16 protein-coding genes are annotated in these 14,207 nt (G+C 67.0%); 7 read left to right on the forward strand and 9 right to left on the reverse strand.

The window, feature by feature from the left end:
• Positions 1–293 precede the first annotated feature (293 nt).
• The 3 genes from OG405_RS11120 to OG405_RS11130 are packed head-to-tail and all read right to left on the reverse strand — an operon-like array spanning position 294 to position 1,165.
• Complete coding sequence (locus OG405_RS11120; protein WP_327151543.1) at positions 294–620, reverse strand: hypothetical protein; 327 nt, start codon at positions 618–620, stop codon at positions 294–296.
• Positions 613–903 carry a hypothetical protein gene (locus OG405_RS11125; RefSeq protein WP_327151544.1) on the reverse strand — a complete coding sequence of 97 codons (291 nt, stop codon included), beginning with the start codon at positions 901–903 and terminating at the stop codon, positions 613–615. The genes OG405_RS11120 and OG405_RS11125 overlap by 8 nt, the downstream gene beginning before the upstream one ends.
• A gap of 25 nt (positions 904–928) precedes the next feature.
• On the reverse strand, positions 929–1,165 hold the full coding sequence (locus tag OG405_RS11130; RefSeq protein WP_327151545.1) for a hypothetical protein: 237 nt from the start codon (positions 1,163–1,165) through the stop codon (positions 929–931).
• 183 nt (positions 1,166–1,348) lie between these two features.
• Between OG405_RS11130 and OG405_RS11135 the strand changes: the two genes are divergently transcribed.
• A complete protein-coding gene (locus OG405_RS11135) occupies positions 1,349–1,756 on the forward strand; it encodes a Fur family transcriptional regulator (protein ID WP_442790746.1) in 408 nt (135 codons plus the stop codon).
• A gap of 24 nt (positions 1,757–1,780) precedes the next feature.
• Entirely contained in the window at positions 1,781–3,964 is a 2,184-nt protein-coding gene (gene katG, locus OG405_RS11140; RefSeq protein ID WP_327151547.1) for a catalase/peroxidase HPI, read from the forward strand.
• A gap of 87 nt (positions 3,965–4,051) precedes the next feature.
• Here the strand turns inward: katG and OG405_RS11145 are convergent, their stop codons facing one another.
• Entirely contained in the window at positions 4,052–4,636 is a 585-nt protein-coding gene (locus OG405_RS11145) for a TetR/AcrR family transcriptional regulator (RefSeq protein ID WP_327151548.1), read from the reverse strand.
• A 104-nt stretch (positions 4,637–4,740) separates the two neighbouring features.
• Here OG405_RS11145 and OG405_RS11150 point away from each other — a divergent pair, with 104 nt between their 5' ends.
• A complete protein-coding gene (locus OG405_RS11150; RefSeq protein WP_327151549.1) occupies positions 4,741–5,601 on the forward strand; it encodes an SDR family NAD(P)-dependent oxidoreductase in 861 nt (286 codons plus the stop codon).
• Between the two features lie 87 nt (positions 5,602–5,688).
• Here the strand turns inward: OG405_RS11150 and OG405_RS11155 are convergent, their stop codons facing one another.
• Together OG405_RS11155 and OG405_RS11160 are read right to left on the reverse strand one after the other, a co-directional pair.
• On the reverse strand, positions 5,689–6,228 hold the full coding sequence (locus tag OG405_RS11155; protein ID WP_327151550.1) for a hypothetical protein: 540 nt from the start codon (positions 6,226–6,228) through the stop codon (positions 5,689–5,691).
• 38 nt (positions 6,229–6,266) lie between these two features.
• Positions 6,267–6,914, reverse strand: coding sequence for a DUF308 domain-containing protein (locus OG405_RS11160; protein WP_327151551.1), 648 nt, complete (start codon positions 6,912–6,914; stop codon positions 6,267–6,269).
• A gap of 234 nt (positions 6,915–7,148) precedes the next feature.
• On the opposite strand from OG405_RS11160, the gene OG405_RS11165 reads away from it, so the two are divergent.
• Both OG405_RS11165 and OG405_RS11170 read left to right on the forward strand, forming a co-directional pair.
• Complete coding sequence (locus tag OG405_RS11165) at positions 7,149–8,366, forward strand: TerC family protein (protein WP_327151552.1); 1,218 nt, start codon at positions 7,149–7,151, stop codon at positions 8,364–8,366.
• A 216-nt stretch (positions 8,367–8,582) separates the two neighbouring features.
• Positions 8,583–9,263 carry a hypothetical protein gene (locus OG405_RS11170; RefSeq protein WP_327151553.1) on the forward strand — a complete coding sequence of 227 codons (681 nt, stop codon included), beginning with the start codon at positions 8,583–8,585 and terminating at the stop codon, positions 9,261–9,263.
• A 75-nt stretch (positions 9,264–9,338) separates the two neighbouring features.
• Here OG405_RS11170 and OG405_RS11175 read toward each other — a convergent pair whose 3' ends face one another.
• A complete protein-coding gene (locus OG405_RS11175) occupies positions 9,339–9,968 on the reverse strand; it encodes a maltokinase N-terminal cap-like domain-containing protein (RefSeq protein ID WP_327151554.1) in 630 nt (209 codons plus the stop codon).
• A 21-nt stretch (positions 9,969–9,989) separates the two neighbouring features.
• Complete coding sequence (locus tag OG405_RS11180) at positions 9,990–10,964, reverse strand: hypothetical protein (protein ID WP_327151555.1); 975 nt, start codon at positions 10,962–10,964, stop codon at positions 9,990–9,992.
• A 395-nt stretch (positions 10,965–11,359) separates the two neighbouring features.
• Between OG405_RS11180 and OG405_RS11185 the strand changes: the two genes are divergently transcribed.
• Both OG405_RS11185 and OG405_RS11190 read left to right on the forward strand, forming a co-directional pair.
• The gene (locus OG405_RS11185; protein ID WP_327151556.1) at positions 11,360–12,562 is read left to right on the forward strand and encodes a site-specific integrase; all 1,203 of its coding nucleotides are present in this window, start codon (positions 11,360–11,362) and stop codon (positions 12,560–12,562) included.
• Between the two features lie 245 nt (positions 12,563–12,807).
• The gene (locus tag OG405_RS11190) at positions 12,808–13,308 is read left to right on the forward strand and encodes a hypothetical protein (protein ID WP_327151557.1); all 501 of its coding nucleotides are present in this window, start codon (positions 12,808–12,810) and stop codon (positions 13,306–13,308) included.
• A 141-nt stretch (positions 13,309–13,449) separates the two neighbouring features.
• On the opposite strand, the gene OG405_RS11195 is transcribed toward OG405_RS11190, so the two are convergent.
• The gene (locus tag OG405_RS11195; protein ID WP_327151558.1) at positions 13,450–14,190 is read right to left on the reverse strand and encodes an ABC transporter permease; all 741 of its coding nucleotides are present in this window, start codon (positions 14,188–14,190) and stop codon (positions 13,450–13,452) included.
• Between the last annotated feature and the right edge of the window lie 17 nt (positions 14,191–14,207).

Raw genomic sequence — 14,207 nt, forward strand, 5'->3', positions numbered from 1 at the left:
AGCGAGGTCCGCAACGACGATTCCCTGACCCCTGCGGAGAGCGGGGCGAAGGGCGCAGTCTGCGAATTTTATACTCCGGCGTCCGAATCAATCGTAGACCGTCCCGAAATTTATCGGAACTCGTCGATCGACGCGCTGACCGATCCCGGGAACCCACCGAGGGTGCGCGGCCCACTCGGTGGAGTCCGGGAGGTGTGGGGTCACCGGGAGGCCGGGCGCAGGGCGCAGCCCGCTACGGGCCGGGTGGGGGCCGTGCGCGGTCACTGCGCGCAACCCCGTGGCGGAGTCTCGGCTCAGGCGGTGGGCCGGAGGCTGGACAGCACGCGGATGGCATCCGACAGCGGGATCATGCGTTCGGGCTGTTCACTGGACAGGCCCAGTTCGATGTACTGGCGGATCAGCATCGACGGCGTGATGCAGTGCGCCGCGGCGGCCTCGCGTATGCGGTCGCGCATATCCTGCGGCAGCTTGAGCGAGGTCGTGACCATGCCGCGCTCGATCTCGTCGGTGGCCGGCGGGAGCGGTGGCACCTGAACGGTGTCGTCGAAAGCCAACTCGTCGAGGAACTGTTCGGCTTCGGCGGCGCTGCGCGGAAAACCGGGTTCGTGTTCGTTATTCATCTCGGGTCGCCTCCCATGCGGTGAATTCGGCGAGCTGACGTGACCCCATGGGTGCGGCCATGAGGATCTGCCACCGGTCGGGGTACGAACGCGGTCGCAGAACCACCACCAGTGGCCGCCCGTCCTCGGTGCGGCCCCAGACGGTGAGCACCGCCAGTGCCTGAGCGGTGGTCGCCGGACGCGACCACCGCCGCGGCGAGTACAGCACCTCCACCACTTCCCAGGCCGCGACCTCGAAGTGTCGAAGGAACGGTGCGCTGGACGCGTGCCATTCGTACTCCACGACTGCACACGATAATACCCCGGTATTACCGCAGCGAGAATGCACTGTCCGTCGTGTGGTGTCCGGTCGCCGGCACGCCTGCCCGGTACACCGCCGCGCCGGCGCGGGGAGCGTCCGGCGGAGCCCGGAACGGATGCCCGCAATGGCCGATCTCGGGGTCGTAGTAGGTGGGCTGGGCGGTCGCTGTCGCGACGGGGACGGCGCAGCCGATGGCGGCCGCACCGATTAGGGCGATAACCCTGCGGCGGACTGTGGAACGCATATATCCTGCTCCTCCCGGGCGGATCGGAGTCGTTCACGACGTGCTGGGGGCATGGCATCCGCCGTGTCTCCGCTGAGCAGGATTTTCTTGATAGAGCCAAACTCTTGATGCAAACTGATACTTGATTCATTCAAGAAAAGCGGTAAGCTCCGATTCGTGACCACGACCGCGGAGTTCGAGAACATGTTGCGCGAAGTCGCGCTCCGTGTGACCGCGCCGCGTCTGGCGGTGCTGAGCGCGGTACACGAAAGCCCGCACTCCGATACCGACGCGATCATCGGCCGGGTACGTGAATCCCTGGGAGCCGTCTCCCACCAGGCCGTCTACGACGTGCTACGGGCGCTGACGGCCGCCGGTCTCCTGCGTCGCATCCAGCCCACCGGTTCGGTGGCCCGATACGAAACGCGGGTCGCCGACAACCACCACCATCTCGTATGCCGGTCCTGCGGCGCGATCGCCGACGTCGACTGCGCCACCGGCCCCGCCCCGTGCCTGACCGCCGCCGACGACCACGGTTTCACCATCGAAGAAGCCGAGGTCATCTACTGGGGTCTGTGCCCCGACTGTTCTGTATCGCCCAGCCCGAAATGACCGACGTTCACCGGAAGGAACGCAGTGCCCGACAGCACCACAGGCCAGTGCCCGTTCGCAGCCAAACACCCCACGACGGGTGCCGGCAACCGTGACTGGTGGCCGAACCAGCTCAACCTGAAGATCCTGCGCAAGAACGCGCCCGCCTCCGATCCGATGGAGCCCGACTTCGATTACGCGACGGAGTTCAAGACTCTCGACCTGAACGAGGTCCGCCGCGATATCACCGCGATCCTGACCGACTCGCAGGACTGGTGGCCCGCCGACTTCGGTCACTACGGCCCGCTGATGATCCGCATGGCCTGGCACAGCGCCGGCACCTACCGCACCAGCGACGGTCGCGGCGGCGCCGGTGGCGGTATGCAGCGTTTCGCGCCCCTGAACAGCTGGCCCGACAACGGCAACCTGGACAAGGCCCGCCGGCTGCTGTGGCCGGTCAAGAAGAAGTACGGCAAGAAGCTGTCCTGGGCCGACCTCATGATCTTCACCGGTAACGTCGCGCTGGAATCCATGGGCTTCGAGACCTACGGCTTCGCCGGTGGGCGTGCCGATCTGTGGGAGCCGGACGAGGACGTCTACTGGGGCCCGGAAACGGGCTGGCTCGACGACGAGCGCTACAGCGGGGAACGCGATCTGGAGAACTCGCTGGGCGCGGTCCAGATGGGTCTGATCTACGTCAATCCCGAAGGCCCGAACGGCAACCCCGATCCGCTGGCCGCGGCCGTGGACATCAAGGAAACCTTCGCCCGGATGGGGATGGACCATGAGGAGACCATCGCGCTCATCGCCGGCGGTCACACCTTCGGCAAGGGCCACGGCGCCGGTGACGCCGCACTCGTCGGTGCCGAGCCCGAGGGCGGGCTCATCGAGCAGCAGGGCTTCGGTTGGAAGAGCACGCACAGTTCCGGTAAGGGCGGCGACGCGATCACCAGCGGTCTGGAGGTCACCTGGACCACCAAACCGACGCAGTGGACGAACGATTTCTTCGAGATCCTCTTCGGCTACGAGTGGGAACTCACCAAGAGCCCGGCCGGTGCCAACCAGTGGATCGCCAAGGATGCCGAAGAGATCATCCCCGACGCGCACGACCCGGCCGGGCGCAAGAAGCCGATGATGCTGACCACCGACCTCGCGCTGCGGTTCGACCCGGAGTTCGAGCCGATCTCGCGCCGCTTCCTGGAGAATCCGGACCAGTTCGCGGACGCTTTCGCTCGCGCCTGGTACAAGCTGACCCACCGCGATATGGGCCCGGTCGAGCGCTACCTGGGTGCGGAGGTCCCCTCCGAGGTCCTGCTCTGGCAGGACCCGATCCCGGCCGTGGACTTCGAGGTGATCGACGAAGCCGATATCGCCGCGCTCAAGGAACAGGTCCTGGCCACCGGCCTGACCGTTCCGCAGCTGGTGTCCACCGCGTGGGCCTCGGCCTCGACGTTCCGGTCCAGCGATAAGCGCGGCGGTGCCAACGGTGCCCGCATCCGGCTGGAACCGCAGAAGAGCTGGGATATCAACGAACCCGAGCAGCTGGCGACCGTGCTGAGCGCGCTGGAGAAGGTCCGGGAGTCGTTCAACGGCGCCCAGTCCGGCAGTAAGAAGGTGTCGCTGGCCGATCTGATCGTGATCGCCGGTGCCGCCGGTGTCGAGCAGGCCGCGAAGGCGGCGGGCGTGCAGGTCACCGTGCCGGTGGCGCCCGGGCGCAACGACGCGCTGCAGGAGCAGACCGATGTGGATTCCTTCGCGGTACTCGAACCCCGCGCCGACGGTTTCCGCAACTACATCGGTAAAGGTCACCGGCTGCCGTCGGAGCACCTGCTGATCGATCGCGCGAACCTCCTCGGTGTGACCGCTCCGGAACTGACCGTGCTCATCGGTGGCCTGCGAGTGCTGGGTGCGAACTACAAGCAGTCCGAGCAGGGGGCGTTCACCGACAAGGTCGGGACACTCACCAACGACTTCTTCGTGAACCTGCTCGATATGGGTATCGAGTGGAAGTCCACCGACGAGTCCCAGGAGACCTTCGAGGCCCGCGATACCGTGACCGGCGAGGTCAAGTGGACCGGTACTCGCTACGACCTGCTGTTCGGCTCGAACTCCGAACTGCGCGCGGTGGCCGAGGTGTACGCGGCCGACGACGCGAAGGAAAAGTTCGTGCGCGATTTCGTATCGGCCTGGAACAAGGTGATCAATGCGGACCGGTTCGATCTGGTCTGATCCGGACTGCGTGACCGGATAGCAGTAGCGGAGCGCCCGGAAGTCCTCCGACTCCCGGGCGCTCCGCTGTGTACGGGTCGTGGCGGCTCAGGCACGCAGGCAGTGGAGGGCCGCTGCCAGGACGGCGTCGGCGTAGGCGGGCGTGAGGCCGCCGAGTCCGAGTGACCAGCGGGTCTGAACGGGACCCAACAGCAGATCGATCGCGAGTTCGAGATCGAGGTCCGGCCGCAACTCCCCCGCTTCGATCGCGGAGGTCAGCCGGGTGGCGACGGCGGCGCGCTGTGGCAGCAGCAGACGTTCCCGATAGGTGGCGGCGAGGTCGGCGTCCTGCTGGATCTCCACCGACATCGCGCGCAGGAAAGCTGCGGTCCGGGGGTCGGTGAGCGTCTCGACCGAGCCACGCAACAGCGTGCGCAGGTCGGAGTCGATATCGCCGGTATCCGGGAGGGCGAGCCCTTCGGGGCCGGCGTCGGATTCCAGCATGGCTTCGAACACCACCGCCCCCTTCGACGGCCACCACCGGTAGATGGTCTGTTTACCGACTCCGGCGCGGGCCGCGATGGCCTCGACGGTGAGCTTGGCGTAGGGGATCTCGCCGATGAGGTCGGCGGTCGCGGTGAGGATCGCAGTGCGGGCCCGGTGGCTGCGGCGCGTGGCCGGAGTCTCTGCCATGGGCCGACCTTAGCATCAGCGAGACGGAACGTCTCGTCTTGACAATGAACACGCTCGCTGTCACTCTTGGCGAGACGAAACGTCTCGTTCCGAAAGGGGTCCTTGTGACCAGAACATGGTTTATCACCGGCGCCAACCGCGGTCTGGGCCGCGCCTTCACCGAAGCGGCACTCGCCCACGGCGACCACGTGGTGGGAACAGCCCGCGACCCCCGCACCCTGGAGGATCTCGCCCAGGACCGGCTCACGGTCCTCCCCCTCGACGTCCGCGACCGCGACGATGTGCGCGCGACCGTGGACAAGGCCATAGCGGCCACCGGCTCGCTCGACATCATCGTCAACAACGCCGGATACGGACTCGTCGGCGCCATCGAGGAATTCTCCGAATCCCAGATCCGCGACCAGATGGATACCAACTTCTACGGCGCCGTCTGGGTATCCCAAGCCGCAGCCCCTCATCTGCGCAACCGAGGACACGGCCATATCGTGCAGATATCCACCGTCGGAGCGGTCGGCAGTATGCCGCTGTTCGGTATGTACAACGCCGGGAAATGGGCGCTGGAAGGGTTCAGCGCGGCACTCGCCGATGAACTCCGCCCCTTCGGTATCGCGGTCACGATCGCGCAGCTGGGCGGATTCGCCACCGACTGGGCCGGATCGAGTATGCGTTTCGCGACCGCGAATCCCGTCTACGCCGATCTGCGCACCGCGACACTCGGCACGGCGGACTACCCCGATCCGCGCGCTGTCGCGACCGAACCGGCTGCCGCCGAGGGAACCGAGGAGGCGGAATGGGTGGACGCCGACCCGGCTGTCGCCGCGGCCGCCGTCCTGGAACTGGTGAATCTTCCCGACCCGCCACTGCGCAAGATCATCGGACCCGGCGCTCAGCAGATGGTGGCCATCGCCCTGGACCAGCGGCGCCAGGACTACGCCCGCGACCCCGAATTCAACTGGCCCACCTGAACAATTCCGCATGGTGGATCTGCGCGAAGAATCCGCCCACGAGTACCCGGCCGACGAAGAGCCGGTACTCGTCCACCAGCCGGGCCGCTACCAGACCAGGGTGTAATCCGGGATCCGCACCCGGCCGAAGAAACGTTTCGCGATATCGCTGCCATCGCAGTTGTAGCCGTTCATGATATCGGCCAGCTCGGTCGCCAGCTCCTGCAACTGCGGACTGACGCATTCGATGCTGTCCTCGATCACCCAGCCCCACTCCCGCGGAACGTTGTCGATCGTGATATCGATGCACCCGTGATGAGGTAGGTCCACTGTGATCTCGATCTGCACCGGCGCGTCACCGAGCGGATCCCGTATCGCCGGCTCGCCGAGGCGGGTCTGCGGGGCGAACATGATGCGGCCGAGCGCGATATCGGCCCGGATCATCTCGGCCACCGACGGCAGCGCGGCATGTTTACCGACGCGGTGATGACGATTCCCGTACGTGCGGTCACCGGTCGCCGAATAGCCGGAGCGGTCCAGCATCCGATCCAGCATGCGCTGTGCGGTCGCGCGTTCGTCGGCGCCGGTATTGGGGTGCTCGATGAGGGCACGCAAGCGCATGATCCGATGGCTCGTAATGATCGCCATACCTGGAAGAGTATCGAAATCGGGGCTCGTCCGGCGCCTCAGTCTCGGGTGCGTCCCCCGGAACCTCCCGCACTCGCGATCACCGTCGTCAGATGCTCGTCCGGTGTCTGCCACCCGGAGCCCGCACCACGGATCGCTGCCGGTGAACGAACGGCGGTCCACACCTCCAGCACCCCGAACGCCGTGATGCAGCAGCCCGCGACGAGAGCCAGTGTCGCGATATCGTCGAACGGCGCGATCGCGATCACCAGCCCGGCGGTGAGCGTCATCAGACCGAACACTTCCTGTTTCCCGCTGCCGGTCACCTCATCGTCGTCCCACACCCCCGCCACCGCGTGCGCGATCCCCCGTACCGACCACGCCAGCCCCAGCCACATCGCCAGCAACAGCGTCCAGTCGCCCGCCCGAAAACACAGAGCCGCCGTCAACAGCGATACCAGCGCGGCGAGCAGCAGCAACGCCCGCGGGAATCGGCCCAGCCGGCTGCCGAACGCCACTGCGGCCAGGGTCACCGCGCCGCACAACAGCGAGAACATGAACAGGTTGCCGACCGTACCCAGGGATTTGTCCGGCCAGAGCACCGTCGCCACCCCGATCACCACCGAACAGACCCCCATCGCCAGCATTGTCTGGCGGACACCGCGACCGAACACCGGAGCGGCCTCCGCTTCCTCGTAGGTCGGCATAGCAGAATGATATGGGTCTACACCTCGGATTGCCCAACGGTTGCCGCGATTCGCCGAAGTGACCGTCAACCGGATCACGTTCACCCAGGTCCCGGTCGCCCGGTCCGATCGGGACACAGAGCAACCCGGGCGCCACGGCGACCCCACGACACCACCTGCACAAACCCGGCAGGGCGTGATTCCGGCGCTACAGTCGCCCCAGTCCCGCACCCACGCACCGGGCAGGAGACCGATGTGACCGTTCCCGCGCTGGCTTGGGTGTGTGCACTCGTGCTGATCGCCGCTCTGCTGCTGTTCGATTTCTTCTTCCATGTCCGCAGCGCGCACACTCCGTCGCTGACCGAGGCCGCGATCTGGTCGGCGGCCTATGTCGGTGTCGCCGTCGCGTTCGGTTTCGGAGTGTGGGTGTTCGGCGGGACGACCATGGGGGTCGAATACTTCGCCGGCTACATCACCGAGAAGGCCCTGTCGGTGGACAACCTGTTCGTCTTCCTCATCATCTTGACCACCTTCCGGGTGCCGAGCGCGGCCCAGCAGAAGGTGCTGTTGGTCGGGATCGTGTTCTCGCTGGTGGTGCGCACCGGATTCATCTTCGTCGGCGCCACCCTCATCAGCCGGTTCTCGTGGGTGTTCTATGTGTTCGGGGCCGCGCTACTGATCACCGCGGGGAACATGCTGAAACCGGAGAGTGAGGACAGCCATTCCGGCGATACGTTCGTCCTGCGACTGGCCCGCCGGTTCCTGCGTACCACCGACAGCTACGACAGCGACAAATTGGTCACCGTGATCGACGGCCGCAAACGGCTGACTCCGATGCTGCTGGCCATGGTCGCCATCGGCGCCACCGATGTACTGTTCGCCCTGGATTCGATCCCCGCCATCTTCGGTCTCACCCAGAACGTGTTCCTCGTCTTCACCGCCACCGCGTTCTCCCTGCTCGGCCTGCGTCAACTGTTCTTCCTGCTCGAAGGCCTGTTGGATCGGTTGATCTATCTGGGCTTCGGTCTGGCCGCGATCCTGGCTTTCATCGGCGTGAAACTCGTCCTGCACGCCTTGCACGAGAACAGTGTGCCGTTCATCAACAACGGGGACCCGGTGCCGGTCACCGAGATATCCACCGCCGCGTCGCTGGCGGTGATCGTGGCGGTGCTGCTGGTGACGGTCGCGGCATCGCTGCTCAGCCCGGCGGGGCGCGCCCAGACCGCGGTAGCCAATGCCCGCAGGCACGCCACCCGGTATCTCGACCTCGGCTACGAAGCCGATCAGGCGTTGCGTGAACGGACCTACACGAAGATGGCCGCCGAAGAGGACACGATCGCCGCGCTCCCCCGTAAATACACGCGCCGTATCCGGGAAGGCGAAACCGAACTGATGGCGCTACTGGAACAGGCCCATATCGTGCACGCGGACCGGGTCGCGCGGACGGAAGCCGGTCTGCCGCTGCGCATGTGATGTCGGGGCGGCGAAACGTTAACGTGACCACAACATTTCGTGGACCCGTTAACGAGACGGGAACGCCCCGGGTACCGGGAGGGCAACACTGCGCGCACACCATCGTCTGGCGGGTGCGTATGCCGGTACGGACCCACCGAGTACACCCCCTGGATGAGAGACCTCCGCAGAGGGCAGCTCGATGTCCATTTGCTGCAAGACAAAGGCTGTAGACAGATGCAAACTCGCCGGTATATCGCCGCTTCCCTGCTCGCCGTCGCCGCTCTCGGCGCCGCCTCCGCCACCTCCTACGCCGCGCCGGTTCCCACCGCGCCCGATAACGGCTCTACGCTGCAGACCGACATCATGCCGGGTATCCACTACACCGCGAGCGTCGTCGACAGTTCGGTCGTGCTGCGCACCGAAGGCGGATCCCTCACCGTGCAGGGCAACCAGTTCCAGGTCCTCGACGACCAGGGACACCTTGTCGCCGGTCTGCCCCTCACCTACCTCAAAGACGGGAAGGAATGGCCGATCGCGGCCAAGGTCGACGGGAACACCGCCACCTTCACACCCAGCACCGATCCCGCGCAGGCCCGCCCGGCCGCCATGCTGCAACCGGTCGGCGCCGAGGACTTCGACAGCGCACTGAGCACGGCGGCCACCCAGTTCGGTCTGGCCACCGGAATCGGCACCCTGCTGGGCAGTCTCATCGGCGGCGCCCTCGGCTGCGTCGCCGGAGCGATCATCGGCGCACCACTGGTGGTTCCGACCTTCTTCGTCGGACCGATCGGGTTGTGTATCACCGGGGCCGCGGCCGGCGTCACCCTCGGTGTCGCCGCAGGCGTGGTCCTGATCGGGGTGCCCGTCGGAATCGCGGCGGCGATGCAGTTCTACGACACGGTGTACGTGAAGTAACTCGCGACAGTGCGGCGCCCACCGGTTCCCCGGCGGGCGCCGCAACGGTGCGGCCTATCGCATTGCGTCTCCGCCTCAGCGGAGCTCCGACAGGACCACGCTGCGAACCGTGCTCCCATCGGGCGCGGTCCACGGCACGACCACCTGCCCGGTACGCAGGACAGGCTCGGACCGGCCCAGCACCCGGTGCACGCGCAACTGGCCGCCGGTGACGGTGATATCGGTGCCCGCCGGGTTCTCGGCCGCCGATACCAGCGCCGAACCGTCGGCGGGCAGATCGGCGGCGGCCACCAGAACACCCATGTCGGGAGTATCGCTGTCGGTGCCGTGCTGTGCCTGCGCCCCACCTGCCAGCAATGCCACCATCCGGTCGACGGCCACCGGATCCCGAGCGCCGTCGTAGATCCAGCGCGTGCCCAGCACCCCGTGTTCCGCGGTGTCCAGCAGCGCATCGGCCTCGGTCTCCAGTTCGGCGTCCCGATAGCTCAGCGGTACGAAATACGTGATCGGCTCGGCGCTGCCGATATCGGTCACCACCAGCATCTCGATCCCCACCGCGCCGGTCGGGTCGTCGAGACGGAAGCCGCCCACTCTGCGTAGGCTCTCCGCTCTGCCGGGACCCGAATACCACGGGCGACTCGGGAGCCAACGGCCGAGCAGCTCGATTTTCGTCGGTTCCATGGTCGTGCGGTGGATGACAGCCATACCGGAGATTGTGCTCCTCCGTCAGCCCGCGTCGCCGACCGGCACCGGTATCTGCGGGGTGTGCGGCCCGTGTTCGGCGAACAGAGCATCGAGCTGACGTTCGGCGCGTTCGGCGCGGGCAAGGGTCTGAATCCGCGCGTGTTCCAGCGCGTCCAGACGCTGCGCGGCCTCCGCGCGTGCCTTCTCCAACCGGTCGCCGGCTTCGGTGCGCGCGGCCGTGAGTTCAGCGGCGGCGGTGCGGCGGAATTCGGCGGATTCGTTGCGGAGCCGGTCGGTATCCGCTCGCAGGCGATGCAGTTCCGCCCTCATCTCCTGGGCGGTCTCGGCGCGTTCGGTGGCCGACTGTTCGGCACGTTCGAGGGCGCGCTCGGTATCGGCGGCACGCTGGACGGCGAGGTCGCGTTCTGCCGCCGCCGCGGATTCGCGTTGGGCGGATTCGCGGCGCATCCGTTCGATCTCCGCCTCGGCCGCGCGCTGCGCTCGCTCGATTTCCTGAGCGCAGTTGTCGCGCAACCGCTGCTGCTCTTCCGCCGATTCGTTGCGCGCGGCGCGGATCTCGGCTTCGGCGGCGCTACGGGCAGCGAAAACGTCCTCGGCGGCGCGGGCGGTGATCTTTTCGACCTCACGTAGCGCTTCGTCGCGGTCGCGTACGGCCTCGGACGTGCGGGTATCCGCGGCAGCGATGCTCGTTTCGGCGGCCTCGGCGGCATAGGCCGCGTCCTCGGCAGCTTCTTCGGCCCGGTCCCGGGCCTCGTGCGCTTCCCGTCGTGACTGTTCGGCTGCGGCTGCGGCCATTTCGGCTTCGGCGATCCGGCGTGCCGCGTCTGCCTGGACCGCCTGGACTTGCGCCTCGGCAGCGGACGGGTCGGCGAGAGTGCTCATTTCGGTGACGGCAGCGGTGAGCGTGTTGCCGAGTTGGTCGGCGAGAGTGCGGAATTGGGTGAGTAGTTCATCGGCGCGCAGTCGGGCGGTGGTTACCGGACCCTGTGATGTCACAGTGACGTTTTCGGTTGGGCTGTCCGCCTCTTGTTGTAGACGCTGCCGTTCCCGCCATGCGCGCCAACGCGTGTGGTCCGAGAGTTCGCAGTATTCGGAGGGTCGGCCGGGGCCGGTGGGCTTGGCGAGGGGGCGGGCGCAGCCAGGGTAGTTGCAAACTGTGGGCACTGGAGAATCGTAGCGTTGTTTCGTTTGCGCACTACGTATTTACACGAAACACAATAGCGAGAGTCGCCGGAAGGCCTTCGGAGACCGGGTTTGGTCTGACCTCCGATAAGTGAACATTATCGGAGGTCAGGATTGTAGAGTGTGTGGAGAACGGCTGATCTGCAATACGTTTCGTTACGTTCACCGCAACCAAACGAATTCTGCTACGAAATTACCGAGGGGCCCACGTGACCGAATACGACACCGACCTCGCACTGCCGGATACCGTCCGCACCGAACTGCGCCGCGGCGTCACCAGCGTCCTCGTCGACACCGCCGCCCTGCGACAGGTACGCGAACGCTTCGACAGCGAACAGGCCACCGCGCTCGGCCGCTACCTCACCGCCTCCCAATCCCCCAACACCCTGCGCGCATACCGCACCGACTGGACGGCCTGGGCCGCCTGGTGCACCACCGAGAACCGCTGCGCACTTCCCGCCGACCCACTCGATATCGCCGTCTACCTCGCCGCCGCCGCCGACGCCCGCACACCCGACGGCCGCTATGCCTACGGGCCGGCCACCCTGGAGCGGAAATCCGCCGCCATCGCCGCGGTCCACGCCGCCAACGGACTACCCGCCCCCACCCGCAGCGACGTCGTCCGGCTCACCCTGCGCGGTATCCGACGCACCCGACGCAGCCGGCCCAACCGAAAACGACCGATCCTGCTGCACACCCTCGGCGAACTGCTCGCCGGGCTACCCGAATCCGGCTGGCCCGGCGAACCCGCCCGGCGCCGCGACACCCTGCTACTGCTCCTCGGTTTCGCCGGAGCACTGCGCCGCAGCGAACTCGCGGGCCTGCGAATCGCCGATATCCACTTCGGCACCGACCACGGCACCGGCGAACCACTCCTGCTGATCCACCTGCCCACCACGAAAACCGACCCCACCGGCATCACCGAACAACACGTCGCGCTCCCCCGCGGCCGTCAGGCACACACCTGCCCCGTCTGCGCCTGCACCGACTGGATGCGGTTGCTGGCCGCGCACACCGGTGATCCGGGCAGCCTCCGCGCCTGGGTCGAGGAACAGGCCGCCCCGGACCCCCGCATCCATCGCTGCCACGGCTACCACCCCGACCCGCGACTGCGACCGCAGCAGCCGCTGTTCCCCGCGATCAACCGGCACGGCGGACTGGGTGCGTCCCCGCTGTCCGGCCGAGCCGTCGCCGAACTCGTCAAACGCTACGCAGCCCGCGCGGGCCTGGACCCCGCATTGTTCTCCGGACATTCCCTGCGCGCCGGATTCGCCACCCAAGCCGCGCTGGGTGGCGCGGCCGACCGCGAGATCATGCGGCAAGGACGGTGGAGCAATCCGCGCACCGTGCACCGCTACATCCGCACCGCCGACCCCCTCGCCGACAACGCGGTCACCAAACTCGGACTGTGACAGCGAGCCGGTACCGGTGCGGATGACGGTGAGGTCTCGGTATGGCATCCGCCGATGTAGCGGGTGAGCGTATCGCTCGGCGTCATGCCGGGGTCGAGTCCGATAACCGCGATATGCCGTCCGAGCTGCGGTTGTTCCCGCGAAGTTTGCCCGAACGTGACCACGGGTACGGCCCCGTGCTGTGCGAGGATATTGAGCGCTCCACGAGTCGTTCCGTTTCAAACCACCTTTGGAAGGATGCTCAGATGGCGCAAGAAACCAGTACTGCCACCCGTTCCAGCAACGGAAGCAGTCAGCAGGAAATCCAGAGCCTGGACATGCTGCGCATGGGCCTGGACGAGATCCGGCAGGAATGCCAGAACGCGCGGCAATACGCGCAGCAGGCACAAAACCTCGCCCGGCAGGTGCAACAGCAGTCCCGCCAGGTGCAACACCAGTCGCAGATCGCGCAGAACCAGGCCAACCAGGCCAACAACCAGGCCCAGCAGGCCCGCCAGCAGGCAATCCAGGCGCAGAACCAGGCCCAGCAGGCACTGAGCGAGGCCGACCGGGCCCAGGCCCAGGCCCAGCAGGCGCAGGGCGAGGCCAACCAGGCCGCGCAGCGCTGTCAGTCGGCCCAGGACCAGGCCGACCAGGCCGCGCAGCTGGCGCAGCAGGCCGAGGATCAGTCCACCCGCTCCCAGGATCGCGCCATGCAGTGGGAGCTGCAGTTCCACCAGGTTCGCCAGCAGGTTCGCCAGCAGTAATAGAGCTGCACATCCGGCCGGGTGCTCGCCCGGCCACCGGATACAGCCGACGCGGGGTCCGATGAACTCACGAGTTCACCGGACCCCGCGCTCGTAGGATTGCGGAGTATCCGGTCGGAGTCGCCCAGCCGGGCGACGGTCTCAGTCGAACCGGTGGATCTGGTCGCGGCGGTAGCCCCAGACCGTGAGCCCGGCGAACACCGCGATCCACACCGCGAGCATCACCAGTGACAGCGGGCCCACCGACTCCCCGGTCAGCGCGACCAGCACCAGGTCGGTCGCGCCCCGGGTGGGCACGAAAGGCGCGATCTGCGTGATGAACGACGGTGTGTCGGCGCGGTCGAAGAACATCCCGCCGGCCACCGCCAGCGGAAGGAAACCGATGCTGTTCGCGATGGCGGCCACCCGCAGTGACATCAGGTAGCCCATCGCCACCCCCAGCAGGGTGAAGGTCACCACCGCGATCAGCAGCGCCACCGCCGCCGCCAGCACCCGCCACGGCGGAGCCGAGGCGGCGGTGAACAGTCCGGCCACCAGCAGGATCGGGATGATCGCCGCCGCGACAACCACCAGCCCGACCAGCAGGTGGCCGAACATCTGCGGTGCGATTCCGCCCGGAAGGGTGCGCAGATAGTTCCCCCAGGCCGATTCCCGTTGTGCCGCGATCGCGACGCTGAAGTGGCCGACGCAGGCCATCAGCACCCCGAACACCACCAGCGTTCCAGCGGCCGAGGTGATGGCCGCCGCGTCCTGTCCGATGAAAGGTACAACGAAGAACACCATCACTCCGACCGGGACCAGTGCCACGGTCAGGAACATCGTGGGCGTGCGGATGGTCTCGGCGAGGTTCCGCCGGGTGTAGGTCATGGTCAATGAGGACATTGATCGGGCCTTTCGGG

This window comes from Nocardia sp. NBC_01329 (assembly GCF_035956715.1).
Classification (GTDB): Bacteria; Actinomycetota; Actinomycetes; order Mycobacteriales; family Mycobacteriaceae; genus Nocardia.